We start from the raw sequence: 24,617 nt of genomic DNA, 5'->3' as shown, positions 1-24,617 counted from the left end.
AATGATTGTCCTTTTCTTGCCATAAAAAAATCCCCTCCAGATAAAACAGTATTGAGTCCATCATATCAGATGGACTCTTTTTTACTGTCTACCTATAGGGGATAATACCAAGAGGTATCATCATGATACCTCTCTTTATCCTAAGAATGCTAACATATTATTCATAATATGAAATAACATAGCTGGAATAATGGATTTTGTTTTCAGGCATAATATTTAAATATTACATATAAAGGTGTATTTTCCATAAAATAATAAAAGAGGTATCACCCTGTAGTGATGCCTCTTTCTCATTGATAACTATGTTCTGTTTTGTTATTCAATTTTGCTTGCTCTATTTGCAATTCACGCTCTACCAATCGATCTAATTGCTGAATTGCTTTAAGTGCTTTTTCATAAGAAATTGTTCGATAATGATGCGCTCCGCCCGGTTCTTCATCTGCTTCGTCTGCCCATTTAATAATATTTTGAAGAGATGTTCTTTCAATTTCTTGTTCCACTAAGAAAGAATCTGTATGAAGAAGAATTGCAATAGAAATTTCTTTTGCTAGTTTTGGATGTTCTCCCAATCTAATAAGTAATTTATGTGCTCTTTCAGCGCCTTTAATTGCATGGATATCATTCTTTTTATATAAGTCATAATCCCATTCGCCGCCTGTGTACCACGTATGATGTCCGATATCATGAAGGAAGCCAGCTTTTGTGGCAGCATCGACTGAGGCGTGATGCTTTTTGGCTAGGTGAAACGCATGGTAAGCGACAGCGATCGCGTGGACCATTCCAGAACGGTTTACGTATTTTTGTGTAATGTGGTGTTTAAAAATTTGTTCAAGCGTAATACGGTGCATAAAACATTCACTCCTTTTATCTTATGGTGTATATGAAGAAAAATCGATCGGTTTAAATGTATTTTGAACATTGTACTCCATCATAGTTCGTTAGTAAAGTAGAAATGTTTAGGAGAAGAAAAAAATTTTCTGCAAAAAAATCACCTTAGCTTATGCAAAGGTGATTTTCAAATTGCTTATTTTTTTAATCCTTGCTCTAGTGTTTCTAACATTTCGTGCTTTTCATTTTCATCAGCGTTTTTCCAAATGACTTCAAATAAAACGCCAAGACCTGGAAGCATTTTTTCTTCACCGCTTTGAATTGCATCGACGATTGTTTCTTGTAATTGATCTTGTGAATTTCCAGATACATTCGCTAATACGGCACCGCGTAAATTAAAACTCATTGCTTTCACCTCTTCTTCAGAATTGAAACTGACGTTAGTTTTTGTTCTTTTTTATGTAAATATGTATGAAAAATAGGCTATAATGATAAGACAAGAAGAGAGGGAAATACATATTATGAAAAACATTGATTCAGTACAAAATCCGCGTGTAAAGCAGTGGAAAAAGCTGCAAACGAAAAAAGAACGCGATAAAAAAGGTTTATTTTTTGTAGAAGGATTCCACTTAGTCGAGGAAGCTTTGAAGACAGGGATTGTAACAGAACTTATCGTTTCAGATCAGACAGACCTTCCGAAAGATTGGACAGTTAATGATGTGGAAATGTATATCGTACCTGAGGCGATTGTAAAAATACTTCGTGAAACAGAAACGACGCAAGGTGTATTTGCTGTTTGTGAGAAGCGTGAGAAAGAAGTAGCTCTTACTGATGGGAAATTCCTTTTATTAGATGGCCTGCAAGACCCAGGTAATTTAGGAACAATTATTCGTACAGCTGATGCAGCTGGTATTCACGCCGTTGTGCTTGGAGAAGGTTGTGTTGATGTTTACAATAGTAAAGTACTCCGCTCTACACAAGGCTCTATTTTCCACTTACCAATTGTAAAAGGGAACTTAGAAGAATGGGTAGACAAGTTAAAAGAAAATGACGTTCCTGTATATGGAACAGCTCTTGAAAATGGAGTTTCGTATGGTGAAGTAACGCCGGCTGGCAGTTTTGCATTAATTGTAGGAAATGAAGGAAATGGCGTACGCCAAGAAATTCTTGCAAAAACGGATCAAAACTTGTATATTCCGATTTACGGCGGGGCAGAATCATTAAATGTTGCGGTTGCAGCAGGGATTTTAACGTATTATTTGCAAAGCCCGGTTGCGAACAAATAAAAAACTTCTTATAATAAGTTGAAGTACATTATATTAAAAGTTAAATAACGAAAAACGTTGATAGAGAAGAGTAACTTACAAAATCGCCATATAGGGAGAGAGTGCCGTAGACTGAAAGCATTCTTATGGTAGACGGAAGTGAATTCACCTCTGGAGTTGACGCCAGGACCATGTATATGTAAAGGCGTTCCGGTCAGAATTGATCGTTATAACTAATGAGTGGGCAGACTTGTTCTGTCAATTTAGGGTGGTACCGCGAATTTACCTCGTCCCTTTTTGGGAGCGAGGTTTTTTTATTTTTAAAATTAGGAGGGTTCCAAAATGGAAGCACGTTTAAAAGAGCTAAAGCAAAAAGCGTTAGAGCTTATTGAAGAAGCGAAAGAGCTAAAGGGCTTAAACGACGTACGCGTAGCGTATTTAGGAAAAAAAGGCCCAATTACAGAAGTATTACGCGGCATGGGAAAATTATCAGCAGAAGAGCGTCCACGTATGGGAGCATTAGTAAATGAAGTACGTGAAGCGATTCAAACGCGTCTAGAAGACAAAATTAGTAACTTAGAAAAAGCAGTAATCGAAGCGAAACTAGCTACTGAAACAATTGATGTTACATTGCCAGGTCGTCCTGTTGAAACAGGTTGCCACCATCCATTAACAGCTGTTGTTGAACAAATTGAAGATGTATTCATCGGTATGGGTTATGAAGTAGCTGAAGGAACAGAAGTAGAAAAAGACTACTACAACTTCGAAGCACTAAACTTACCGAAAGATCACCCAGCGCGTGATATGCAAGATACATTCTACATTACAGAAGAAACGTTACTACGTACACATACATCTTCTGTGCAAGCACGTACGATGGAAAATAATAAAGAAAAAGGCCCAATCAAAATTATTTGTCCTGGTAAAGTGTATCGCCGTGATGACGACGATGCGACGCATTCACATCAGTTCATGCAAATTGAAGGTCTTGTAATTGATAAAAACATTCGTATGAGTGACTTAAAAGGTACACTGCAAGTATTCGTGAAAAAGATGTTCGGTGAAGATCGTGAAATCCGTCTTCGTCCAAGTTTCTTCCCATTCACAGAGCCATCTGTAGAGATGGATATTTCTTGTATGATGTGTCATGGCAAAGGTTGCGGCACTTGTAAAGGAACTGGCTGGATTGAAATTCTAGGCGCAGGTATGGTTCACCCGAACGTACTTGAAATGGCTGGTTATGATTCAAAAGAATATCAAGGTTTCGCATTCGGTATGGGCGCAGAGCGTATCGCAATGTTGAAATACGGAGTAGATGACATTCGTCATTTCTATACAAATGATGTACGTTTCTTACAACAATTCAAACGAGCGTAAGGGAAGGAGAGGATAAGTATGTTCGTATCATATCGTTGGTTACAAGAGTATGTAGATATTAAAGATGTAACAGCACAAGAACTAGCAGACAAAATCACGAAAAGTGGTATTGAAGTAGAAGGCGTTGAAGTATTAAATAAAGGTGTAAAAGGTGTTGTAGTTGGTCACGTATTAGAATGTGAAAAACACCCAGAAGCTGATAAATTAAGCAAATGCTTAATCGATATCGGTGAAGAAGAGCCAGTTCAAATTATTTGTGGAGCTGCTAACATTGCAAAAGGTTTAAAAGTACCAGTTGCAAAAGTTGGAGCTGTACTTCCTGGTAACTTCAAAATCAAAAAAGCAAAACTACGCGGTGAAGCTTCTCACGGTATGGTTTGTGCTCTTCAAGAGCTTGGTATTGATGGAAAGTTAGTTTCAAAAGAATACGCAGATGGTATCTTTATCTTCCCAAGTGACGCTGAAGTTGGTGCAGATGCACTTGAAATTTTAAACTTACACGATGAAGTACTTGAGCTTGGCTTAACACCAAACCGTGCAGATTGCTTAAACATGTTAGGTGTTGCATATGAAGTAGCTGCTATTTATGGCCGCGAAGTAAAACTTCCAGCTATCGACTTACAAGAAACAGCAGAAAAAACTTCTGATTATATTTCTGTAAGTGTAGAAGCGAAAGAAGAAAACCCATTATACATTGCAAAAATGGTTAAAAACGTAAAGATTGGTCCATCACCAATGTGGATGCAAACTCGTCTTATGGCAGCTGGCATTCGTCCAATTAGCAACGTAGTTGATATTACAAACTACATTTTAATGGAATACGGTCAACCGTTACATGCATTCGATTACGATAAATTAGGTTCAAAAGAAATCGTTGTTCGTCTTGCAAAAGAAGGCGAAAAAATTGAAACGTTAGATGATCAAGAGCGTACATTACAAAGCCACCACCTTGTAATTACAAACGGCACGAAAGCTTTAGCTGTTGCTGGTGTGATGGGCGGGGCGGATTCTGAAGTTACAAATGAGACAGTAAACGTTCTAATTGAGTCTGCATACTTTGTAGGTCAAACAGTACGTCGTACATCAAAAGACTTAGGTCTTCGTAGTGAATCAAGTGCACGTTTTGAAAAAGGAATCGACCCAACACGTACATTTGAAGCAATTCAACACGCAGCTGCTTTAATGGCGAAATATGCTGGCGGTGAAGCACTTGAAGGTGTAGTAGAAGCTGACAACTTACAAGTACAAGAGCGTACAGTATCTGTTACTGCTGAAAAAGTAAACCGTGTATTAGGTACAAATATTTCTGCGAGTGAAATGGGTACAATGTTCACAAACTTGAAATTCCCATTCACAGAAGTAGAAGGAACATTCCATGTAAATGTACCAGCACGTCGTCCTGATATTACAATTTCAGAAGACTTAGTAGAAGAAGTGGGCCGTCTATACGGTTATGACCACATTCCAGTTACATTACCTTCTGGAACGATGACTCGTGGTAAATTAACATCAGCACAAACGAAACGTCGTAAAGTACGCCGCTTCTTAGAGGGTGCTGGTTTATATGAAGCAATCACGTATTCATTAACAAGCGCTGACAAAGCGAAACAATATATGGTTGAGCCAAACGAAAAGGCGCCTGTAGGTCTTGCACTTCCAATGAGTGAAGAACGTAGCCAACTTCGTTTAAGCTTAGTACCGCAATTACTAGAAGCAGTTTCATACAATGTCGCTCGTAAAAATGACAGCGTTGCTTTATACGAAGTAGGTTCTATCTTCTTACCGACAGAAGAAGGAGAACTTCCGAAAGAAGAACAACATCTTGCAGGTGTTATGACAGGTCTTGCTCTTCACCATGCATGGCAAGGTGAGAAAAAAGTAGTAGACTTCTTCGTTATGAAAGGTGTACTAGAAGGACTATTCGACGTACTTGGTGTTTCAAACCAAATCACATATGCACCAGCAAAACGTGAAGGTATGCACCCAGGTCGTACGGCTGACATCGTATTAGATGGCGAAGTAATTGGTTTCATCGGTCAATTGCACCCAGAAGCAGAAAAACAATTAGATGTGAAAAATACATTCGTATTTGAACTATCTCTTGTAAAAGTATTCGGTGCAGACGCAGAAGAAACTTACTACTCAGCAATTCCACGTTTCCCATCTATGACACGTGATATGGCTGTTGTCGTAACGAAAGAAACAAAAGCTGGCGAAATGAAGCAAGTCATTGCTGAAGCTGGCGGAGAACTTCTGAAAGACGTAACACTATTCGACTTATACGAAGGTGAAAAAATGGAAGAAGGCAAGAAATCACTTGCATTCTCTATGACTTACTTCGATGCAGAACGTACATTAACAGACGAAGAAGTAACAGAAGCACATAACCGTGTACTAACAACGGTAGAAGAGAAATTCGGTGCGGAGTTACGTAAGTAATTAGAAAATTGCCGGATATATTCCGGCAATTTTTTTATTGGGTTAGTTGTCGGACACTGTCGGTAAGTCGATATATTACAAAAATCGCTCATATATTTTCCGACACCTTGCATCTTTCTCTCGAATGTAGTACATTAATTTTAGTTTAACAAAATGAAAGACGATGATAAGGAAAAGTAGTATATACTATAATCCAAAGCGAGTCAGGGACGGTGAGAGCCTGATGAGGCGGTATATGTGAAGAACACCTTGGAGTTGCTAACCGAAATTGAATCTTGTATTCAAGAGTAGACTTAGACGGGAATCCGGCCTGTTACAAACCGGGAAGTATGTATTACATACGAGTTAAAGTTGGTCTTTATGACAAATTGGGTGGTACCGCGAAGTTTAACCTTTCGTCCCTTTATGGATGAAAGGTTTTTTTGTATTTAAATATATGAGCAAAGGAGAATTTCACTATGGAAAACACATTAGTAAAAAGTCTGTATAGAGATACAGAAAAGTATGCAGATCAAACAGTACAAGTATCAGGGTGGATTCGTAACTTACGTGATTCAAAAGCATTTGGTTTCATCGAATTAAACGACGGTAGCTTCTTCAAAAGCGTTCAAATCGTTTTCGATACAGAATTAGAGAACTTCAAAGAAATTGCAAAACTTCCACTTAGCTCTTCAGTTAAAGTAGAAGGTAAAGTAATTGCAACGCCTGGAGCGAAGCAACCATTTGAAATTAAAGCAGAAAAAATTGATATCGAGGGCTTATCAGATTCTGATTACCCACTTCAAAAGAAACGTCATACATTTGAATACTTACGTACAATCGCTCACTTACGTCCAAGAACAAATGCATTCTCTGCAACGTTCCGCGTACGTTCTATCGCAGCATTTGCGATTCACCAATTCTTCCAAGAGCGTGGATTCGTACATGTTCATACACCTATCATCACTGGTAGTGATACAGAAGGTGCTGGCGAAATGTTCCGCGTAACAACGCAAGATTTAAACAACGTACCAAAAGGTGAAGACGGAAAAGTTGATGAGTCAAAAGACTTCTTCGGTAAAGAAACAAACTTAACAGTAAGTGGACAGCTGAACGCTGAAGCTTATGCATTAGCATTCCGTGATGTATACACATTCGGACCTACATTCCGTGCAGAAAACTCAAACACAACTCGCCACGCTGCTGAGTTCTGGATGGTTGAGCCTGAGATTGCATTCGCGGAACTAGGGGATGTAATGAACCTTACAGAAGATATGCTGAAATATGCAATGAAATACGTATTAGAGCATGCACCAGAAGAAATGGAATTCTTCAACAGCTTCGTTGATAAAACAGTTCTTGAGCGCATGAACAACGTAATTAACTCAGACTTCGGTCGCATCACTTATACAGAAGCAATTAAAGTACTTCAAGAATCAGGTGCTGACTTCAAATACCCAGTAGAATGGGGAATTGACTTACAAACAGAGCACGAAAGATACTTATCAGAAGAAATCTTCAAACGCCCTGTATTCGTAACTGACTATCCGAAAGACATTAAAGCATTCTATATGCGTTTGAATGAAGACGGTAAAACAGTAGCTGCTACTGACCTTCTAGTTCCTGGCATCGGCGAATTAATCGGCGGAAGTCAACGTGAAGAAAGAATGGACGTTTTAGTAGACAGAATTAAAGAATTAGGTATGAACGAAGAGGACTACTGGTGGTACTTAGAACTTAGAAAATACGGCGGTACAAAACACGCTGGATTCGGTCTAGGTTTCGAGCGCTTCCTAATGTACATCACTGGTATGGCTAACATCCGTGACGTAATTCCATTCCCAAGAACTCCAGGTTCTTCTGAGTTTTAAGATATAAAAAAAGCGAGAGCAACTGCTCTCGCTTTTTTTATTGAGAAAGGTTGTAATTGCAACCTGAACTTTATAAAGTATTTCACGACTAGAAAAGATGTTGTTCATAGTTCAATTCCCACTTCATATATAAGTAAAATGAATGCGACATTTATATAGGGAAGGGGTTTTTATACAATGGGGGAAATTCCAAGTCATACAAAGTGGACATTGCGTGACAAGTATATAGTAATCACTGGTGCAACAAGTGGTATTGGATTAGCGGCAGCTAAGGTGTTTGCAAAAAGCGGTGCTAAGCTAGGAATCATTGCACGTAATGAAGCAAAAGCGAATGATGTTATGACTCAACTTGAAAATATAACGGATGGGAATGCAGTGGTAGATATATTTTTCGCTGATATGTCTTCCCAACAATCTATACGCCAGGTAGCTACCAATATTTTAGAAAGATGTCCGAGAATTGATATATTAGTAAATAATGCGGGTGCTTTATTTCAAACAAGACAAATTACAGAGGACGGTTTGGAGATGACCTGGGCGGTAAACCATTTAGGTCCATTCTTACTTACAGATTTGTTGTTGGAGCGTTTAAAAGAAAGTGCTCCTGCTCGCGTCATTACCACTGCATCTCACGGTCATAAAATGGCTAAAAAGGGAATTGATTTCGATGATCGAGATGCAGAACAACTGTATCGCGGTATTAAGAAGTTCATGGGCGGTCCTACAATGCGTTATGCACAAACAAAACTAGCTAACATTTTATTCACCTCTGAATTGGCACAGCGGTTGGAGGGAACGGGTGTTAGTGCTTATAGCTTTGACCCGGGGCTAGTGAATACAAATTTTAACCAGGATAATGGTCTAGCTGCTCGCTTAACTATGGCAGCAATGAAACCTTTCTCCCGTACGCCGGAGAAAGGTGCTGAAACTTTAGTATGGCTAGCAGAATCAACTGGATTTACTAATCAGAGTGGTTATTACTATGCCGATAAACAAGTAGGGGAAATGTCTGAAGCTGCCTTGGATAAGGATGCAGCAAAGCGTCTATGGGACATAAGCGAAAACCAAACACGAGAGTAAAAGAGTAGCGAGTATATGTTCAGATTATTATGTTGAATAGTTTTTTACCCTTAAGTAAAAAGTAACCTTGGGGGTGAGTGCAATGAGTAAAAAAGTGAAAAAAGACCATTCAAGATCAATCCTAGGTTCTCCAGAAGTGGAAGGACAAGGGACAACAACACATGAAACGGGTTCTCATAAAGTATCTTCATCAAATAAGAAGCAGAAACGAAGCTAATATAAAAAAGGGAGAGTCTTGGCGGCTCTCCTTTTTTATAGGGGAATTACTAAAAATGAGTTAATTTAGCGATATAGCTAGAAGAGGAAAATAGTAAATGCAATTACATTGAATCGAGAACACATGAAACAAAAAACAGGAGTTTGTAAGCCCCTGTTTTTGTCGATACTATTTCAATAAGCGAAACGCTTTCTCTGTATTAGCAAAATGCAGTTTTACAAACTCAGGTAATCTTTCTTTACCTACTTTTTGAATTAATTTAGCAGCGGCGATATCAACTTGTTTACCAGCACCTTTTGGAAGTGGCATACCAGCTTTTTTACTTAGTTCGTCAAATTGTTTTACGAATGAGTAGCGAGCTAAAATAGAAGCAGCGGCTACTGCTAAATGGACGCTTTCACCTTTCGTAGCGAAATAAACATTTTCACGCTGTACCTGTTTTTGTTTTGCTAAATATTTATAGTATGTATCAGGTTGTGTGAATTGATCGATTAAGACGCCTTCAGGTTTTGTAGGTGCCATTTTAGCTAATAAGTTTGTAATAGCTTTATTGTGTAGTAAAGCTTTTAACTTACCTTGGTTGTTTCCTTTATCAAATAGCTCGTTATACTTTTCATTATGAAGGACAAGGGAGCTGTAAGGAACAACGTGTAGAAGTTGTTTCGCAATGGCAGTAATTTGATCGTCATTTAAGTTTTTAGAGTCTTTTACACCAAGTTCTTTTAGTAGTGGAATTTGCTTTGCATTCACATATACAGCAACGACTGTCATCGGTCCAAAGAAATCTCCCGTACCAACTTCATCAGACCCCACAATAGACATTGTACCGATGGAAGCAGGAGGCGCATAACGATGGGAATCGACAGATTTTGTTACAGCTGTTTTCGGTGTTTGAGAGACAGTTTGCCAACGAGAAGCTTCTGCTTCAGCGCGGCCTCCTTGGAACATTACTTTTCCAGATTTATACGCTGTAATCGTGCAAGATGGTACCTTTGCCATGAAGATTCCGCCTTGCGGAGTTTTTGAGCTAAGCGAATGTTTATATTGTTGTTTCATGTCTTCAATTACTGTAGAATTTGTTTGAATTACGATAGAATTTGACATAATGGTCGCCCCTTTTTTTATATTGTTATTTTTATCATATCGGATTGTTCTTTCTGTTTCCATATTATGAAGGTTCATGGTATGATAAACTTTAGGATTCTGTACGTGATTGGAGGCCGGTGAGTTGTCACAACAAAAGGGAAAGAAAAGTCGAATTAATGTAGAAATCTATGGTCAGCAATATTCAGTTGTTGGCGATGAAAGTACAAGTCATATCCGCATGGTAGCAGCGATTGTGGATGATAAAATGCGCGAACTCAATGCCAAGAATCCTTCGCTTGACACGAGTAGACTAGCGGTATTGACGGCGGTAAACGTCATACACGATTACATAAAATTAAAAGAAGAACATGAGAAATTGAAAGAAAGTATGACAAAAAAAGGAATGGAATAACATGATTGATATTATTATCATTTTACTGCTTGTTATGGGATTTTTCCTCGGCTTACGCAGAGGGTTTATTCTGCAACTTGTAAAGTTAACAAGCTTTATTATCGCATACCTTTTTGCATACTGGTACTGTAAAGATTTAGCGCCAGCACTTGCGAAATTTATTCCGTATCCATTTGATAAAAACGTATCTGTTCCAGAATGGATTGATGCAAATAATATTGAGACAGTATTTTATCAAGCGCTTGCGTTTATCATATTGTTTATTATCACTAAAATTGCACTTTCATTACTTGGTAATTTGTTAAATATGTTTGCAGAAATACCGGTTTTAAAGCAAGTAAATGCGTTTGCGGGGGCAATCCTCGGATTTTTAGAAGTATATATTATTTTGTTTGTCTTAATTATCATTGGGAACATTCTTCCGATTGAACAATTACAAACACCATTACAACAATCATCAATTAGCAAAATAATTGTAGACGATACACCGATTCTCTCTGAAAAGGTGAAGGAACTATGGCAGACAGGTAGCAGAGTATAACTTCTCTTTTTTCGGAAAGAGAAGTTTTTTTCTATGAAAGAAAGGCGGGACAATGATGAAAGTAAATAAAAAACAAGTGATCAAATTATTAGAGACAATCGGGCTTTTTATGGAATTAAAGGGCGCGAATCCATTTAAAATATCTGCATTTCGTAAAGCGGCAGCAGCGTTAGAAAGTGATGATCGTAGTCTTTCTGAAATTGAAGATTTCACAAAGATTCCAGGCATCGGAAAAGGAACAGCAGCCGTTATTCAAGAATATATAGAATCGGGAACATCTGAAGTATTACAAGAACTTGAAAAAGAAGTACCAAGTAGCTTATTGCCGTTATTAAAACTACCAGGACTTGGTGGTAAGAAGGTAGCTAAGTTATATAAAGAACTTGGTGTTGTTGATATGGAATCGCTAAAAGCTGTTTGTGAGGAAAATAAAGTACAAGCTTTAGCAGGTTTCGGTAAGAAGACAGAAGAGAAAATATTAGAAGCAATCGATCAAGTAGGCTCTCGTCCAGAGCGTTTACCAATTGCGATGGTATTGCCTATTGCCGGGGAAATAGAGGAGAAATTGTCGAATATTGCTGAAGTAATTCGTTTCTCTCGCGCTGGTAGTTTGCGCCGTGTTCGTGAAACAGTGAAAGATTTAGATTTTATCATTGCAACGACAGAACCAGCAGCGGTACGTGAGCATTTACTACAATTTGATAATATGATTGAAGTAATAGCAAGTGGAGATACGAAAGTTTCTGTCCGTCTTCAATATGAATATGATATTTCAATTGATTTCCGTTTAGTAAAACCAGAAGAGTTTATTACAACTCTTCACCATTTCACAGGATCAAAAGACCATAATGTAAAAATGCGTCAAATCGCAAAAGATAAAGGCGAGAAAATTAGTGAGTACGGTGTAGAGAACTTGGAAACAGGTGAAGTGAAAACATTTGAGACTGAAGAAGACTTCTTTGCTCATTTCGGTTTGCCATTTATTCCGCCAGAAGTGCGTGAAGATGGAAAAGAAATTGAATTAATTAAAGAGTATCCGAACTTAATTCAGTTTTCCGATATACAAGGTGATTTACATATGCATACAACTTGGAGTGACGGTGCTTTTTCTATTGAAGAAATGGTACAAGCGTGCCGTGCTCGTGGATATAAGTTTATGGCGATTACTGATCACTCGCAATACTTAAAAGTGGCGAACGGTTTAACGAAAGAGCGTCTTCGTGAGCAAGCGAAAGAAATTGAACGTATGAATGAAAAGTATCCAGACATTACAATTTTACGCGGAATTGAAATGGACATTTTACCAGATGCCTCGCTTGATTTTGATGATGAAGTATTAGCAGAATTAGATTATGTCATTGGAGCGATTCACTCTAGCTTCTCACAAGACCGTGAAACGATTATGAAGCGTCTACGTACTGCACTTGAGAATAAACATGTCACAATGATTGCCCATCCTACAGGACGTCTTCTCGGGCGTCGTGAGGGTTATGATGTAGATACAGATTTATTAATTGAACTAGCAAAAGAGACAAATACAGTTTTAGAATTAAATGCGAATCCGAACCGTCTAGATTTAAGCGCGAAATTATTAAAACAAGCACAAGATGCTGGTGTGAAAGTAGCGATTAATACGGATGCTCATACGCTTGAAATGTTAGAAGATATGGAAACAGGTGTAGCAGCAGCACGTAAAGGTTGGATTCAAAAAGATAACGTGATTAACACGTGGGATATTGAACGTTTATTAGACTATATTAAACGTAATAAGTAATACAAGGGGGACCTGCAACATGTTAGAAAGAACGTTGCGTGTATTAGAATATAATAAAGTAAAAGAACAATTACTTGAACATACAGCATCTTCACTTGGTCGTGACAAAGTGAAGCATTTAGTACCGAGCACTGATTTTGAAGAAATTGTAGAAATGCAAGATACAACGGATGAAGCAGCGAAAGTTATTCGTTTAAAAGGTAGTGCACCATTAGGTGGTATTACGGATATTCGCTCAAATGTGAAGCGTGCAAAAATTGGGAGTATGTTAAGTCCAAATGAATTACTTGATATTGCAAATACGATGTATGGTAGTCGTAATATGAAACGCTTCATTGAAGATATGGCTGATAACGGTGTCGAGCTTCCGATTTTAGAAACTCACGTCGCTCAAATTGTATCTTTATATGATTTAGAAAAGAAAATTACAAATTGCATCGGTGACGGCGGTGAAGTAGTCGATAGCGCAAGTGATAAACTGCGTGGTATTCGTACTCAAATTCGTACTGCGGAAAGTCGTATTCGTGAAAAGTTAGAAAATATGACGCGCTCTTCAAACGCGCAAAAGATGCTGTCTGATTCGATTGTAACGATTCGTAACGAACGTTACGTAATCCCAGTAAAACAAGAATATCGCGGCGTATATGGTGGTATTGTTCACGATCAATCGGCTTCTGGACAAACGTTATTTATTGAGCCACAAGTCATTGTAGAATTAAATAATGCACTGCAAGAAGCACGTGTGAAAGAAAAACAAGAAATCGAACGCATCTTATTAATGTTAACAGAAGAAGTGGCAGTAGAAGCGGATATCGTTTTATCAAACGTAGAAGTAGTTGCAAATCTTGATTTCATCTTTGCGAAAGCTTTTTATGCGAAGCGAATTAAAGCGACAAAGCCGATTGTAAATAACGAGCGTTACATGGACTTAAGACAAGCACGCCATCCGCTTATCGATCCAGAAATAATCGTGCCAAATAACATTATGTTAGGTAAAGATTTCACGACAATTGTTATTACAGGACCGAATACAGGTGGTAAAACAGTTACGCTGAAAACAGTTGGTATTTGTGTGTTAATGGCGCAATCTGGCCTTCACATTCCAGTAATGGATGAGTCAGAGATTTGTGTATTCAAAAATATCTTTGCTGATATCGGTGATGAGCAATCGATTGAACAGAGTTTAAGTACGTTCTCCTCACATATGGTGAACATCGTTGATATTTTAGAAAAAGCTGATTTTGAAAGTTTAGTTTTATTCGATGAATTAGGTGCTGGAACAGACCCGCAAGAAGGGGCTGCACTTGCCATTTCAATTTTAGATGAAGTATGTAATCGCGGTGCTCGCGTTGTTGCAACGACGCATTATCCAGAATTAAAAGCATACGGATATAACCGTGAACAAGTTATTAATGCGAGTGTTGAGTTTGATGTGAACACGTTAAGCCCAACGTATAAATTATTAATCGGTGTACCAGGACGTAGTAATGCCTTTGAAATTTCGAAACGTCTTGGATTATCTGATCGCGTCATTGACCAAGCACGTAACCACATTAGTACAGATACGAATAAAATTGAAAATATGATTGCGAAGTTAGAAGAAAGCCAGAAGAACGCAGAGCGTGACTGGAACGAAGCAGAAGCGCTTCGCAAACAATCTGAGAAACTTCATCGTGAGTTGCAACGTCAAATTATTGAATTTAACGAAGATCGCGACGAACGATTATTAAAAGCGCAAAAAGAAGGGGAAGAAAAAGTCGAAGCTGCAAAGAAAGAAGCAGAAGGCATTATTCAAGAACTTCGTCAATTGCGTAAAGCACAGCTTGCAAATGTGAAAGACCACGAGCTAATTGAAGCGAAGAGTCGTCTAGAAGGCGCAGCGCCAGAGCTTGTTAAGAAACAAAAAGTAAATGTGAAAAACACTGCACCGAAACAACAGTTACGTGCAGGTGATGAAGTGAAAGTATTAACGTTCGGTCAAAAAGGTCAACTACTTGAAAAAGTAAGCGATACAGAGTGGAGCGTACAAATCGGTATTCTGAAGATGAAAGTGAAAGAATCTAATATGGAATACATTAACACACCGAAGCAAACAGAGAAAAAAGCAGTTGCAACGGTAAAAGGTAGAGACTATCATGTTTCATTAGAACTTGACCTTCGTGGTGAACGATTTGAAAATGCAATGGCGCGCGTTGAGAAATACTTAGACGATGCCCAGCTTGCAAGCTATCCTCGCGTATCAATCATTCACGGTAAAGGGACAGGAGCACTTCGCCAAGGTGTACAAGATTACTTGAAGAAGCATCGCGGTGTAAAAACCTTCCGTTACGGTGACATGGGCGAGGGAGGCCTAGGCGTAACAGTTGTCGAATTAAAATAGAAAACAACGAAACAAAGGGGAAACCATTATATGTTTATGGAAAAACTTGCAAAAGTATTGTTAGCTTGTTGTGGAATATTTTTGGTGATTGGGGTTATTTATTTAGTTGTTTTTGCGAAGTGAAAAAGCGTCAATCGTGGCAGAATGATATTGCCATAGATTGACGCTTTTAATATATGTGAAAAGGAACAAAACATGAAAATCAACCAATACATAAGCGAAGCAAAATCCTGCTCAAGACGTGAAACAGACCGCCTTATTAAAGCTGGACGCGTGGCTATTAACGGCGAAATATGTACGCACGGTGCACTCGTGAGCGATGGTGATGTAGTAACGATTGATGGACAGGTTATTGCAAAAGAAGAGAAAGAAAAGGTGTATATCGCCTTTCATAAGCCAGTTGGCATTACTTGTACAGCAGCTGATCATATTGAAGATAATATTATTGACTATATCAATTATCCAGAGAGAATCTTTCCAGTTGGACGATTAGATAAAGCATCAGAAGGACTTATTTTATTAACGAATGACGGCGGGATTGCGAATCAAATTTTACACGGAGATCATGAGCACGAGAAAGAATATGTTGTCACAGTCGATAAACCTTTTACAGATTGGTTTATTGATGAGATGTCCAGCGGTGTAAAGATTAAAGATGGGATGACGAAGCCATGTAAAGTGACGAGGGTTGATCAGTCTACATTTCGCATCGTTTTAACGCAAGGAATGAACAGACAGATTCGTAGAATGAGCCGCGCTTTCGGGTTTACTGTAACAAAGCTAAAGCGAGAACGCATTATGAATATAAAGCTAAATGATCTTCAAGTAGGAAAGTGGCGAGACATTACAGGTGAAGAATTAGAATTATTAATAGGACAGTTATAGGGAGGAAAAATTTTCTCCCTATATTTTTTTGTCAGAAAAAATAAAACTATTGATTTTTTAAAAAATAGCCCATATAATAAAAAACAACAAGTTTCGACAAGATATTTTATAAAAGTAATGATGAGGACATGAGTTGTTTTTTACGATTCTCAGAGAGGGAGGCCTTAGGCTGTGAGCTTCCTAATACGGAAAGACAAACTTACCACCTCTAAACTTCAAGAGTGAACTGCATGATGCATTGTAATTCTTGGCGGATAAAACCGTTATCAATTTACACGAGCTATAAAATGAGCTTATTTCGTTATAAATTCATTTTATTAGAATAAGGGTGGAACCACGATTTCAACACTCGTCCCTTTGTTAGGGACGAGTGTTTTTTGCGTTCTTTTACGGGGAAGTATGCTTGAAAGAGGATATGTGACGGATTTTAATTCAGAATATTTTGTTAATTTATAATTATTATGTAGGAGGTTAGTAGAAATGAAATCATCTTTAAAGTTTTCTGAGATGTTTGCAATAAGTTTAATGTTATTTGCACTATTTTTCGGTGCAGGTAATATGATTTTTCCACCAGCGTTAGGGCAAGGTGCTGGAACGGACGTATGGATCGCGCTGTTTGGTTTTATCGTAACAGGCGTTGGACTACCTTTATTAGGAGTAATTGTTATAGCTTTAAAGGGAGATATTAATGAACTAGCAGGACGTGTACATCCTATATTCGCACTTGTTTTTATCACTGCAATTTATTTATGTTTAGGCGTATTCGTAAGTGTGCCGCGTACAGGAACAGTAGCTTATGAGATGAGTGTTGCACCGTTTTTACCAAGTGAGATAGCTGGTCAGTCATATCCACTTGTTATCTTTACATTTATTTTCTTTGCAGTCACTTTCTATTTAGCTTTAAATCCTTCGAAATTAGTGGGTCGTATTGGTAAGGTGCTAACTCCAATATTATTAGCTGTTATTGCAATTATCGTAGGTAAAGCACTTATTACACCAATTGGAGAATTTGGTGCACCGACAGAAGCGTATAGTGCTCCTCTCTTTAAAGGATTTATTGATGGATATTTAACTTTAGATGGACTTGCAGCACTGGTATTCGGAAATGTTGTAATTCATGCGTTAAAAGAAAAAGGAATTACAAATAAAAACAGTATTGCAAAAGTAACAATCTTTGCAGGATTTATTGCAGCGCTTGGTCTACTACTTGTGTATTTAGCACTTGCTTATCTTGGAGCTTCTAGTGTGTCACTTGGAATGGGCGCAAACGGAGGAATTATTTTAACAAATGTCGTGAATCATTTATTTGGTAGCTACGGAACTTTATTACTAGGGATCGCAATTACAGCAGCATGTTTAACAACTTCTGTAGGTATTGTTGCAGCTTGTGGTGATTACTTCTCTTCTTTATTACCAAAGCTTTCTTATCAAAAAGTCGTTTTCATTTTCTGTGTATTAGCATTTATGGTAGCAAACCTTGGGTTAACTCAGTTAAATGCATTAGCATTACCAATCTTAATCGCAATTTATCCAATTGGAATCGTACTTATCGTATTATCACTTGTTGAAAACTACGTTCGTCTTCCATTAGCGATGTATGTGGGTGGGATTGTAGGAGCATTTGCAATAAGTTTCTTTGATGGGTTACACAATGCAAATCTTCAAATTGCAGCGCTAGCACCTATTTTAGATAAGATTCCATTATATAGTGTAGGAATTGGTTGGTTAGTTCCAGGCATATTCGGTATAGGATTTGGTTATATAGTTTCTAAGTTTCAAAAGCAGGAAATTGCTGTAGAAAAATAGAGAAAAGAGGCTTTCTATAATAGAAAGTCTCTTTTTTTGTAAAAAAAGCCGCATATAGAGAAATTTAGATATTAAAAATTTTATACGTAATATAGTTGACAAAAAATTTATGAGTAGGCTAAGATTGAATTAGTTGTGGAAATATTGGAAGGGAAGTGAGGGAAACGGGGTTTCTATAACTATAGTGTTGTTATGGGAAGAGGTGAAAGAAGAGGAGAAGAGAAAGTTTATTTTTTTTGACTTACATTGAGAATGATAATCAATAAATACGTTTTATAATTTTTTCTCAGTTTCTATGCCTTCGTATAAGGAATAGGGTGAGATATTATTTTTAATATTAAATGAGAATGATAATCAATAATGCTTATGTTACATAAAAGAATGCTAATTAAATAATAGGTAGAAGAGATTATTTTTTTCTTATTAATTGAGAATGATTATCATTTTCGGAAAAAGTGAAATGAAAGATAACCAAGGAGGAAACAAGAAAAATGAAAAAGGTTTCTGTATTACCCGCTTTTATTATAACGTTCGTATGTATGCTAGCTTTTCTTGTAATGCCATACGGCAATGCTTCAGCAAAACTAGCTGATGGTACTTACGATATTAATTACGTAATTCAAAAAGCGGAAAATGATTCAGCTTCAATGGCAAATGACTATTTTGAAAAGCCAGCAAAATTAATAGTGAAAAACGGTGAGATGAGAGTACAAGTTCCGATGAATCATAGTGCTTGGATTACAGAATTTAAAGCAACAGAGAACGGAAATTTTGTTGATGCGAAAGTTGTTAGTAAAGATGAATCGGCAGATAAAAGAACAGTAGAGTTTAAAGTAGATGATTTATCCAAACCGGCAGCTGTAAAAATTCATGTTGTTGTACCAAATGCAAACTATGACCACCACTACACAATTCGTTTTGCATTTGATGCAAATGTAAAAGCTGTAGGTGGCGATAATGGCGTAGCTGCTACAACAAAAAATAATGATCAAGCGAAAACAGATACACAAGTAAAAGAAGAGAAAACAAAAGTAGAGAGTAAGGAAACAGCTAAAGAAGTGAATAAAGAAACAAAAAATGAAAATGGAAAAGCTGAAAAAACAGATAACCCAAAAACAGGCGATGAAGCACGTATTGGATTGTTTGCAGCGTTAATTCTTATTTCAGGTGCTTTCTTAATTCGTAAAGTGAAATTGAGTAAATAAATCTTTTGAAGGGTGATGAATATATGTTTAAACAATTTAAAATGATTATTGCCGTATTTGCTGTTTTATTTACATTTATCGCAACACTAGGTTTACAAGATGCAAAGGCTGCTACAAAACTAGCTGATGGAAAATATAATATTGCTTTTACTGTATGGAAAGGCGATAAAGATGAATCGTCTAGAATGAATAGTTATTTTGAAAGCCCAGCAACATTAACAGTTAAAAATGGAAAACAATATGTTTCATTTAAAGTGAAAGATAGTGCTTCTATTAAAAGTTTCCAAGTAGAAAAAGATGGTCAATTTGTAGAAACAACCGTGTTAAGTGAAAACAAAAAAGATAATACTAGAGTTGTAGAATTTGAAGTTGCTGACTTGTCAAAAAAACTAAATGGCAAGGTGAAAATTAATATTCCAATTATTAATTATAATGCTTCGTATGATATTCGCTTTGTATTTGATGGGAACAGTATTAAATAATTTTCAAAAGGGAGAGTCGTTCCATTGAACAGGTATACAAAAATTATTGTTGCTATGTTTTTAATGATATTTACACTCGTATCAACATTACAACCACTTGCAGTTCAAGCAGCTACCAAGTTGGCTGACGGTGAATATTCAATTGGCTTCAAAGTTTTAAAAGATACATCAGATGAAGAATCTAAGATGAATAGTTACATGGTAAATCCAGGAGTATTAAAAGTAGAAAACGGTAAGAAAAAAGCAATTGTAACACTAAAAAGTAGCTCATTAATTAAAAATTTCCAAACGGAAAAAGATGGCGCATTTGTTGATGCAAAAGTAGTGAGTGAGGATAAGGAAAAAGATACAAGAGTAGTAGAGTTTGAAGTAAACGATTTATCTAAAAAACTAAATACAAAAGTATTTATCGAAATGGCATCAAGAAATTATAAGCAAATGCATGATGTACAACTTTTATTTGAACAAGATAAACTTGAACAAATTAAAAATGAAGAGAAACAACCAGAAGTAGAAAAACCGGAAGCAGAAAAACCAGAAGCAGAAAAACCAGAAGTAGAAAAACCAGAAGTAGAAAAACCAGATGCTGAAACAATTAAAGATGGTGAATACAGCATCAATTTTAAGGCATTAAAAGATCAAACAGACGAAATTTCAATGATGAACACATATACAAAAAGTCCAGGTGTGCTAAAAGTAAAAGATGGTAAGAAGTATGTATCATTTACGTTAACGAACAGTTCTTGGATTACAAAATTTGAATTTGAGAAAAATAGTTCGTTTGTTGATGCAAATGTAATAAGTGAAGATAAAAAAACTGATACACGCGTAGTGGAAGTAGAAGTACCAGATTTATCGAAAAAGTTAAATGCAAAAGTAAAAGTAGATATCGATTCAATGAATTATCACCATTTTTACGATATTCAATTTGCATTTGATAAAGGTAGCATTAAGCCGTTAGATAACCAAGGTGAAAACACCAACCAAGGTGAAAACACCAACCAAGGTGGAAACACCAACCAAGGTGAAAACACCAACCAAGGTGGAAACACCAACCAAGGTGAAAACACCAACCAAGGTGAAAACACCAACAAAGGTGAAAACAACAACCAAGATAATAACACAACAATTGATCCAAAAGCTCTTAAAGATGGTGAATACAGCATTGGCTTTAAAGTGTTAAAAGATCAAACAGATGAAATCTCAATGATGAACACATACACAAAAAGCCCAGGTGTATTAAAAGTAAAAGATGGTAAGAAATACGTATCGTTTACATTAACAAATAGTACATGGATTACGAAATTTGAATTTGAGAAAAATGGTTCTTTCGTTAATGCAAAAGTGTTAAGTGAAAATAAAGAACAAAATACAAGAGTAGTAGAAGTAGAAGTAAACGATTTGTCTAAAAAATTAAATGCAAAAGTAAAAGTAGATATTGATTCAATGAATTATCACCATGTCTATGATGTTCAATTTGTATTTGATCAAGACAGTATTAAAGCTTTAGGGACCCAAGGCGGAAACAACAACCAAGGCGGAAACAACAACCAAGGCGGAAACGACAACCAAGGCGGAAACAACAACCAAGGTGGAAACAATAACCAAGGTGAAAATAATAAACCGAGAGTAATAGTTGATCCGAAAAATTTAGTAGATGGCCAATATGATATTACATTTAAAGTATTAAAAGATAAAACAGATGAGATTTCAAAGATGCATGACTATGTTGTAAATCCAGCAAAATTAATCGTAAAAGATGGTAAAAAATATATTGAGATGGTGCTGAAAAATAGTGCGTGGATTACGAAATTCCAAACGGAAAACAAGGAACTATTCGCTGATGCGAAAGTAGTAAGCGAAGATAAAAATGCAAATACGCGAGTAGTACAGTTTGAAGTAGAAGATCTATTTAAAAAATTAAACGCAAAAGTAAAGGTAGACATCGATGAGATGAACTACCATCATTTCTACGATGTACAAATTCAATTTGATACAAATAATATCGGCGCGTTAGGAACTCTTAAAGAGGAACCGAAAAATCCAGTGACTACACCGAAAGTAGATAATGTAAAAACAGTAGGTACTCCTGATTTTAACCGAAATGCAGATGGTCAGAAGAAAAAAGAAGATACAAAAAATGATTCAAAAAAAGAGAAAAATTCAAAAACTGCAGATACAGCACAACTTGGTTTATACATGGTGTTACTGCTAGGTTCACTTGCTTTACTAGTTCGTAAATATAGAGCAGGTAGATTGTAATTTTTGGAGTCTTGATGCATATTCGCGTGTATCAAGACTTGTTTCATATTGTATGGAAAGGAGTGGTGATTGAGAGTGAAGAAAATTGCAAGTGTACTAATGGCTATTATTTTGTTAATGAGTATAGCCGGGTGCTCATCACCAAAAAAAGAATCAGCAAAGCAGGTAAAGAGTGAAAGTAAAGAGCGCGTTGTTGCAACAACAGTGGCTGTTACTGAAATTATGGATGCGTTAGAAGTAGATTTAGTTGGCGTTCCAACAAGCTCTAAAACTTTACCGAAGCGATATAAAGGTTTACCTGAAGTTGGGAATCCAATGAGTCCAGATATGGAAAAGGTAAAGTCATTAAAGCCTTCAGAAGTGTTATCTGTGACAACACTTGAATATGAATTAAAGCCGGTTTTTGATGGTGTGGGTATGAAAGCAAACTTTTTAGATTTAACGAGTTTGAAAAATATGCAAAGTTCTATTAGCGATTTAGGTAAGAAATATGGGCGTGAAAAACAGGCCGAAGCAGTAGTAACTAAATTAGATAAAAAGGTTGCTAGCATTCAAAAAGAAGTAAAAGGAAAGAAAGAACCGACAGTGCTTATTTTATTAGGTGTGCCGGGAAGTTATTTAGTAGCAACAGAGCATTCTTATATTGGAGATTTAGTGAAACAACTAGGTGGTAAAAATATTGTGCAAGGTGAACAAGTAGAATATTTAGCTTCTAATACAGAGTATTTAAAGAAAGCTGATCCAGATATTATTTTACGAGCAGCTCATGGTATGCCTGATGAAGTTGTAAAAATGTTTGATAAAGAATTTAAAACAAATGATATTTGGAAACACTTTGCTGCGGTTAAAAATAACCGTGTTTACGATTTAGAAGAGCGTTTATTTGGAACGACAGGTAATTTAGCAGCAATTGAAGCGTTAGATGAATTGAAAAAAATGATGTATCCGTGATGCATTTTAATATAAAGGAAGAGTAGAATGAATAAAAAAACTTGGAGTTTCCTCATTGTTACTGCATTGCTTATTGTTATGGCATCATTGTCAGCGATGAAAGGGAGTTTAGAAGTAGGTATTGTTGAACTTGTACAAGGGATATTTACAGGTGGAAATGAAGATGTTGAAGTCATTAAAGATTTACGTTTCCCGCGTATTATTATTGCGTTGTTCACTGGAGCGGCTCTCGCTGTTTCAGGTGTGCTTTTTCAAGCTGTTATGAAAAATCCACTCGCCGATGCTGGAGTAATCGGTATATCTTCAGGAGCAAGTTTTATGACACTTGTTATTATTACGTTGTTCCCGCAATTCTTTTTCTGGACACCCGTATTCGCCTTTTTAGGTGGTGCGCTTGCATGTTATCTCGTTTATTCGTTTTCATGGAAATCAGGATTAAGCCCGCTTCGCATTATTTTAATTGGTATTGCCATTAATGCAATGTTTACTGGATTAAATGAATCATTCGTTACGATTTGTGGGTATTTTATTAAGAGTATTAAGCAAACGACGACTTCTAACATAACAATGAAGACGTGGGGCGATGTAGAAATAATGGTGACTTATGGAACGATTGGTCTTATTCTTGCTCTGTTCGTAGGAGCTTGGTGTAACTTATTATCGCTACAAGATAAGACTGCGAAAAACTTAGGCTTGCACGTGACGAGAGTTCGTCTTATTATTTCTGCCATTGCAGTACTCTTAGCGGCAGTATCAACAGCGATTGCAGGTGTTATTGCTTTTGTAGGATTACTAGTTCCGCATATTTCAAGACAATTAGTCGGTTCAGACCATAAAGTATTAATTCCATTTTCTGCTCTTGCAGGGGCGTTATTAATTTTGACGGCAGATACAATTGGAAGGTTAATTGTGCCACCTAACGAAATTCCAGCAGCAACAATTATGGCGGTTATTGGTGGTCCATTCTTAATATTTTTGCTTAGAAAGAGTGATAAAGTTCATGGAAATTAAAAATGTAACCTTTTCATACGATAACGTAACAAATCGTTTAAAGTCTGTTAGTAGTGAAATAGAAATTGGGAAAATTACAACAATCATTGGACCGAATGGATGTGGGAAATCAACATTACTTAGTGTCATGTCTAGAAACCACGCTCCTAGCAGTGGAGAAGTAATACTTGATGGGAAAGCGATTGGTGAATATAAACCGAAAGAGTTTGCTAGAAAGCTAGCGGTTGTCCATCAACAAAATGAGGCTCCAGCAGATATTACAGTGGAAAAGCTAATAAGCTTCGGGCGTATGCCATATAAAAATATATTCTCTCCGCAAACAGATGAAGATAGAGAAGCGATTGAGCGTGCACTAGTATGTACGAATTTACAAAGTAAGCGTGATAAGCCAATTTATGCTTTATCTGGTGGAGAGAGGCAGCGAGTTTGGATCGCGATGACATTAGCTCAAAATACACCAATGCTCTTCTTAGATGAACCGACCACATATTTAGATATTTACTATCAGTTAGAAATATTAGAGTTAGTGAAAGAGTTAAATGAAGTGCATGGACTAACGATTGTAATGGTATTACATGATATTAATCAAGCCATTCGTTATAGCGACCATATTATCGTTATGAAAGATGGAGAAATCATTACGAAAGGTATTCCTAATGATGTAATAACAGAAGAAATGGTTAAAGCAATATATGGTGTAGATGTCATTGTAAAGCAGGATGAAGATACCGGATTGTACATGGTACCTATGGGAATCTAAAGGCTG

General features: G+C 36.8%; 20 protein-coding genes, 2 pseudogenes and 3 other annotated features. Of the genes and pseudogenes, 18 read left to right on the top strand and 4 right to left on the bottom strand.

The window, feature by feature from the left end; translation table 11 throughout:
* Positions 1-135 precede the first annotated feature (135 nt).
* From MR168_RS17195 to sspI, 3 genes and pseudogenes are all read right to left on the bottom strand, one after another.
* Positions 136-216, bottom strand: a pseudogene (locus MR168_RS17195) (CPBP family intramembrane glutamic endopeptidase); the annotation flags it as partial.
* Positions 217-290: 74 nt separating this feature from the next.
* Positions 291-848, bottom strand: a complete 558-nt coding sequence (locus MR168_RS17190) for an HD domain-containing protein (protein ID WP_000554786.1) — start codon at positions 846-848, stop codon at positions 291-293.
* A 176-nt stretch (positions 849-1,024) separates the two neighbouring features.
* Complete coding sequence (gene sspI, locus MR168_RS17185) at positions 1,025-1,234, bottom strand: small acid-soluble spore protein SspI (RefSeq protein ID WP_000009509.1); 210 nt, start codon at positions 1,232-1,234, stop codon at positions 1,025-1,027.
* Between the two features lie 82 nt (positions 1,235-1,316).
* Here sspI and MR168_RS17180 point away from each other — a divergent pair, with 82 nt between their 5' ends.
* The 6 genes from MR168_RS17180 to MR168_RS17155 all read left to right on the top strand — a co-directional run bounded on the left by MR168_RS17180 (position 1,317) and on the right by MR168_RS17155 (position 9,056).
* A complete protein-coding gene (locus MR168_RS17180; protein WP_140159355.1) occupies positions 1,317-2,114 on the top strand; it encodes a TrmH family RNA methyltransferase in 798 nt (265 codons plus the stop codon).
* A gap of 48 nt (positions 2,115-2,162) precedes the next feature.
* Positions 2,163-2,391, top strand: a binding site (T-box leader).
* Positions 2,392-2,435: 44 nt separating this feature from the next.
* Positions 2,436-3,470 carry a phenylalanine--tRNA ligase subunit alpha gene (gene pheS / locus MR168_RS17175; protein ID WP_000388222.1) on the top strand — a complete coding sequence of 345 codons (1,035 nt, stop codon included), beginning with the start codon at positions 2,436-2,438 and terminating at the stop codon, positions 3,468-3,470.
* Positions 3,471-3,488: 18 nt separating this feature from the next.
* Positions 3,489-5,909, top strand: coding sequence for a phenylalanine--tRNA ligase subunit beta (pheT, locus tag MR168_RS17170; protein ID WP_242291433.1), 2,421 nt, complete (start codon positions 3,489-3,491; stop codon positions 5,907-5,909).
* Between the two features lie 154 nt (positions 5,910-6,063).
* Positions 6,064-6,315 (top strand) — a binding site (T-box leader).
* Positions 6,316-6,367: 52 nt separating this feature from the next.
* The gene (gene asnS / locus MR168_RS17165; RefSeq protein WP_242291432.1) at positions 6,368-7,759 is read left to right on the top strand and encodes an asparagine--tRNA ligase; all 1,392 of its coding nucleotides are present in this window, start codon (positions 6,368-6,370) and stop codon (positions 7,757-7,759) included.
* Positions 7,760-7,936: 177 nt separating this feature from the next.
* Entirely contained in the window at positions 7,937-8,839 is a 903-nt protein-coding gene (locus tag MR168_RS17160) for an SDR family oxidoreductase (RefSeq protein WP_086411778.1), read from the top strand.
* Positions 8,840-8,921: 82 nt separating this feature from the next.
* The gene (locus tag MR168_RS17155) at positions 8,922-9,056 is read left to right on the top strand and encodes a YuzL family protein (RefSeq protein WP_000039591.1); all 135 of its coding nucleotides are present in this window, start codon (positions 8,922-8,924) and stop codon (positions 9,054-9,056) included.
* A 168-nt stretch (positions 9,057-9,224) separates the two neighbouring features.
* Here the strand turns inward: MR168_RS17155 and rnhC are convergent, their stop codons facing one another.
* On the bottom strand, positions 9,225-10,160 hold the full coding sequence (gene rnhC / locus MR168_RS17150) for a ribonuclease HIII (protein ID WP_086411779.1): 936 nt from the start codon (positions 10,158-10,160) through the stop codon (positions 9,225-9,227).
* A gap of 124 nt (positions 10,161-10,284) precedes the next feature.
* On the opposite strand from rnhC, the gene zapA reads away from it, so the two are divergent.
* The 12 genes and pseudogenes from zapA to MR168_RS17090 all read left to right on the top strand — a co-directional run bounded on the left by zapA (position 10,285) and on the right by MR168_RS17090 (position 24,611).
* A complete protein-coding gene (gene zapA, locus MR168_RS17145) occupies positions 10,285-10,554 on the top strand; it encodes a cell division protein ZapA (protein ID WP_000082701.1) in 270 nt (89 codons plus the stop codon).
* 1 nt (position 10,555) lies between these two features.
* The gene (locus MR168_RS17140; RefSeq protein WP_242291431.1) at positions 10,556-11,095 is read left to right on the top strand and encodes a CvpA family protein; all 540 of its coding nucleotides are present in this window, start codon (positions 10,556-10,558) and stop codon (positions 11,093-11,095) included.
* 55 nt (positions 11,096-11,150) lie between these two features.
* Positions 11,151-12,869: a DNA polymerase/3'-5' exonuclease PolX gene (polX, locus tag MR168_RS17135; RefSeq protein WP_000867532.1), complete on the top strand. Its 1,719-nt coding sequence runs from the start codon at positions 11,151-11,153 to the stop codon at positions 12,867-12,869.
* 19 nt (positions 12,870-12,888) lie between these two features.
* Entirely contained in the window at positions 12,889-15,249 is a 2,361-nt protein-coding gene (locus tag MR168_RS17130; RefSeq protein WP_000893713.1) for an endonuclease MutS2, read from the top strand.
* Positions 15,250-15,444: 195 nt separating this feature from the next.
* On the top strand, positions 15,445-16,134 hold the full coding sequence (locus tag MR168_RS17125) for a 23S rRNA pseudouridine(2604) synthase RluF (RefSeq protein ID WP_046393017.1): 690 nt from the start codon (positions 15,445-15,447) through the stop codon (positions 16,132-16,134).
* A 108-nt stretch (positions 16,135-16,242) separates the two neighbouring features.
* Positions 16,243-16,494, top strand: a binding site (T-box leader).
* A 120-nt stretch (positions 16,495-16,614) separates the two neighbouring features.
* On the top strand, positions 16,615-17,940 hold the full coding sequence (brnQ6, locus tag MR168_RS17120; protein WP_000842639.1) for a branched-chain amino acid transport system II carrier protein BrnQ6: 1,326 nt from the start codon (positions 16,615-16,617) through the stop codon (positions 17,938-17,940).
* 491 nt (positions 17,941-18,431) lie between these two features.
* Positions 18,432-19,145 carry a heme uptake protein IsdC gene (gene isdC, locus MR168_RS17115; RefSeq protein ID WP_086411781.1) on the top strand — a complete coding sequence of 238 codons (714 nt, stop codon included), beginning with the start codon at positions 18,432-18,434 and terminating at the stop codon, positions 19,143-19,145.
* A 23-nt stretch (positions 19,146-19,168) separates the two neighbouring features.
* A complete protein-coding gene (locus MR168_RS17110) occupies positions 19,169-19,627 on the top strand; it encodes an NEAT domain-containing protein (protein ID WP_000476164.1) in 459 nt (152 codons plus the stop codon).
* Positions 19,628-19,750: 123 nt separating this feature from the next.
* Positions 19,751-21,889 (top strand): annotated as a pseudogene (locus tag MR168_RS17105) (NEAT domain-containing protein); the annotation flags it as partial.
* 69 nt (positions 21,890-21,958) lie between these two features.
* Complete coding sequence (isdE, locus tag MR168_RS17100) at positions 21,959-22,840, top strand: heme ABC transporter substrate-binding protein IsdE (RefSeq protein ID WP_002098036.1); 882 nt, start codon at positions 21,959-21,961, stop codon at positions 22,838-22,840.
* 27 nt (positions 22,841-22,867) lie between these two features.
* On the top strand, positions 22,868-23,851 hold the full coding sequence (locus MR168_RS17095) for a FecCD family ABC transporter permease (protein WP_086411783.1): 984 nt from the start codon (positions 22,868-22,870) through the stop codon (positions 23,849-23,851).
* Positions 23,841-24,611: an ABC transporter ATP-binding protein gene (locus MR168_RS17090; protein WP_000403758.1), complete on the top strand. Its 771-nt coding sequence runs from the start codon at positions 23,841-23,843 to the stop codon at positions 24,609-24,611. The genes MR168_RS17095 and MR168_RS17090 overlap by 11 nt, the downstream gene beginning before the upstream one ends.
* The last annotated feature ends 6 nt before the right edge of the window (positions 24,612-24,617 follow it).

Origin of the sequence: Bacillus cereus group sp. BfR-BA-01356 (assembly GCF_022663635.1) — a bacterium.
In the GTDB taxonomy this organism is placed as follows: Bacteria; Bacillota; Bacilli; order Bacillales; family Bacillaceae_G; genus Bacillus_A; species Bacillus_A cereus.
The sequence above is the reverse complement of the archived record's forward strand: the minus strand, read 5'-3'. Positions and strand labels throughout refer to the sequence as shown.

Bases quoted from the DNA above. Each gene is read 5' to 3' on its own strand.
- MR168_RS17190 (WP_000554786.1), bottom strand. From the start codon at position 848: ATGCACCGTATTACGCTTGAACAAATTTTTAAACACCACATTACACAA.
- sspI (WP_000009509.1), bottom strand. From the start codon at position 1,234: ATGAGTTTTAATTTACGCGGTGCCGTATTAGCGAATGTATCTGGAAAT.
- MR168_RS17180 (WP_140159355.1), top strand. From the start codon at position 1,317: ATGATAAGACAAGAAGAGAGGGAAATACATATTATGAAAAACATTGAT.
- pheS (WP_000388222.1), top strand. From the start codon at position 2,436: ATGGAAGCACGTTTAAAAGAGCTAAAGCAAAAAGCGTTAGAGCTTATT.
- pheT (WP_242291433.1), top strand. From the start codon at position 3,489: ATGTTCGTATCATATCGTTGGTTACAAGAGTATGTAGATATTAAAGAT.
- asnS (WP_242291432.1), top strand. From the start codon at position 6,368: ATGGAAAACACATTAGTAAAAAGTCTGTATAGAGATACAGAAAAGTAT.
- MR168_RS17160 (WP_086411778.1), top strand. From the start codon at position 7,937: ATGGGGGAAATTCCAAGTCATACAAAGTGGACATTGCGTGACAAGTAT.
- MR168_RS17155 (WP_000039591.1), top strand. From the start codon at position 8,922: ATGAGTAAAAAAGTGAAAAAAGACCATTCAAGATCAATCCTAGGTTCT.
- rnhC (WP_086411779.1), bottom strand. From the start codon at position 10,160: ATGTCAAATTCTATCGTAATTCAAACAAATTCTACAGTAATTGAAGAC.
- MR168_RS17140 (WP_242291431.1), top strand. From the start codon at position 10,556: ATGATTGATATTATTATCATTTTACTGCTTGTTATGGGATTTTTCCTC.
- polX (WP_000867532.1), top strand. From the start codon at position 11,151: ATGAAAGTAAATAAAAAACAAGTGATCAAATTATTAGAGACAATCGGG.
- MR168_RS17130 (WP_000893713.1), top strand. From the start codon at position 12,889: ATGTTAGAAAGAACGTTGCGTGTATTAGAATATAATAAAGTAAAAGAA.
- MR168_RS17125 (WP_046393017.1), top strand. From the start codon at position 15,445: ATGAAAATCAACCAATACATAAGCGAAGCAAAATCCTGCTCAAGACGT.
- brnQ6 (WP_000842639.1), top strand. From the start codon at position 16,615: ATGAAATCATCTTTAAAGTTTTCTGAGATGTTTGCAATAAGTTTAATG.
- isdC (WP_086411781.1), top strand. From the start codon at position 18,432: ATGAAAAAGGTTTCTGTATTACCCGCTTTTATTATAACGTTCGTATGT.
- MR168_RS17110 (WP_000476164.1), top strand. From the start codon at position 19,169: ATGTTTAAACAATTTAAAATGATTATTGCCGTATTTGCTGTTTTATTT.
- MR168_RS17095 (WP_086411783.1), top strand. From the start codon at position 22,868: ATGAATAAAAAAACTTGGAGTTTCCTCATTGTTACTGCATTGCTTATT.
- MR168_RS17090 (WP_000403758.1), top strand. From the start codon at position 23,841: ATGGAAATTAAAAATGTAACCTTTTCATACGATAACGTAACAAATCGT.